Annotated in this window: 1 protein-coding gene; it reads right to left on the bottom strand. The window is 38.4% G+C overall.

All coding sequences use genetic code 11. The features are described from left to right. Positions 1–38: 38 nt before the first annotated feature. Positions 39–1,369, bottom strand: a protein-coding gene (locus CSV79_RS16500; RefSeq protein WP_369825001.1) for an IS3 family transposase whose coding sequence is annotated in 2 segments (ribosomal slippage) — positions 39–988 and positions 988–1,369 — 1,332 coding nt in all. Because the reading frame shifts where the segments join, the coding sequence is not laid out codon by codon here. Between the last annotated feature and the right edge of the window lie 93 nt (positions 1,370–1,462).

The raw sequence follows: 1,462 nt of genomic DNA, 5'->3' as shown, positions 1-1,462 counted from the left end.
ATAAACTGTACCCTTTGTAAAGGACAATTAAAAAAAGCCTATGCTAGTTGTTGAAGTTGCTGCCTGTATTTTGCAGGCGGCAACTTTTTTAAATTCCATTGCCCACGATAATGATTGTAGTACGTCATATACCTTTTAATTTCCCGTTTTACTTCCTCTAATGTTGCACACTCTTTAACGTTCGTCTCATCTTTAAAATGGCCGAAAAATGACTCCTGTGGGGCGTTATCCCAACAGTTTCCTCGGCGAGACATCGATTGACCTAATCCCATTCGTTTAACTGCCGCCTGGAATTCAGGGTTTGTGTAATGGAAACCTTGATCTGAATGAATAAATGCACCTTCTGAGAGATGGCCGTGTCTTCTCAGTTTTTGAAGGGTATTCAGCACGATTTCTAAATGTAGTGAAGAAGATACCTCATATGCCAAAATTTCATTTGTTTCTGCGTCCTTAATCGTTGATAAATACGCACGTTTTCCGTCCTTGTATGTTAAATAGGTGATGTCGGTTAATAAGATTTTTCCCGCTATACCTTGTTTGAAGTTACGTTGTAATAGGTTTGGACATGTGCGATGTTCTTTTGTTGCTTTAGCCATACGTCGATAAGGATTCGCTTTACGAATTGGGCATATGATAGCGTATTTCTTCATAATACGGCGAATGCGCTTTAGGTTATAGGTAATTTTATATTGATTTTGGAGCGTCATTTTAATTTGACGCGCCCCTTTTTTGCGACCTTTGAAGCGATAGGCCTTTAAAATGAGATCCCTTACGACTTCATCTGCTTGTTCTTGTACTACACGTTTTTGGACCGACTCTTCCGTGAAATAATTATAGTAACTTGAACGAGAGACGCCCATTATTTTGCATAAGTAGCTTACCATCCGCTTCAAGTTATACTTTTCAATTGTGTAATAGATTAATTCAAATTTCACGCTGGTTGCGATTTTTATTTCCTCTTCAACGCCTGCCTTTCGAGTAGATCCAGCTTTTTTAGTAATTCATTCTCTGCACTTAATAATCGGTTTTTTGCTTCTAAACGAGCAATCTTCTCTTCAAGCGTTAATTCGCGTTCTGACGGACGACCAGAATTGTCTTTACGCGTGTCTTGTAAACCTTTCACACCATCTTTATAGTACGCAGCACGCCAACGCTTACTAGCGGAATGCACACGCTCTTTGCCGATTAGTTCAACATCAAGACCGGCCTCCTCAAATATCTCCCCTGGTAATTTACCTTTTTCATATTCTGCAATAAAATGACGTTTAAATTCATCTGAATAGGTAATACCTTTTTCACTGACTGCCTTCACATTGGGATTACATTTTAGTTGATCTTGTTCTTTTTTAGTGAATAATAGTTTAGTCATTTGATCCGACCCCCGACATCATTTTTATGTATAAACAAAAATACCCTATAAGACGGACTTTTTCAAAGTGTCCATCTTATAGGGTACAGTTTA

Origin of the sequence: Sporosarcina sp. P13 (genome assembly GCF_002743055.1) — a bacterium.
Lineage (GTDB): Bacteria > Bacillota > Bacilli > Bacillales_A > Planococcaceae > Sporosarcina.
This window is presented reverse-complemented; position numbering and strand designations above follow the sequence as displayed.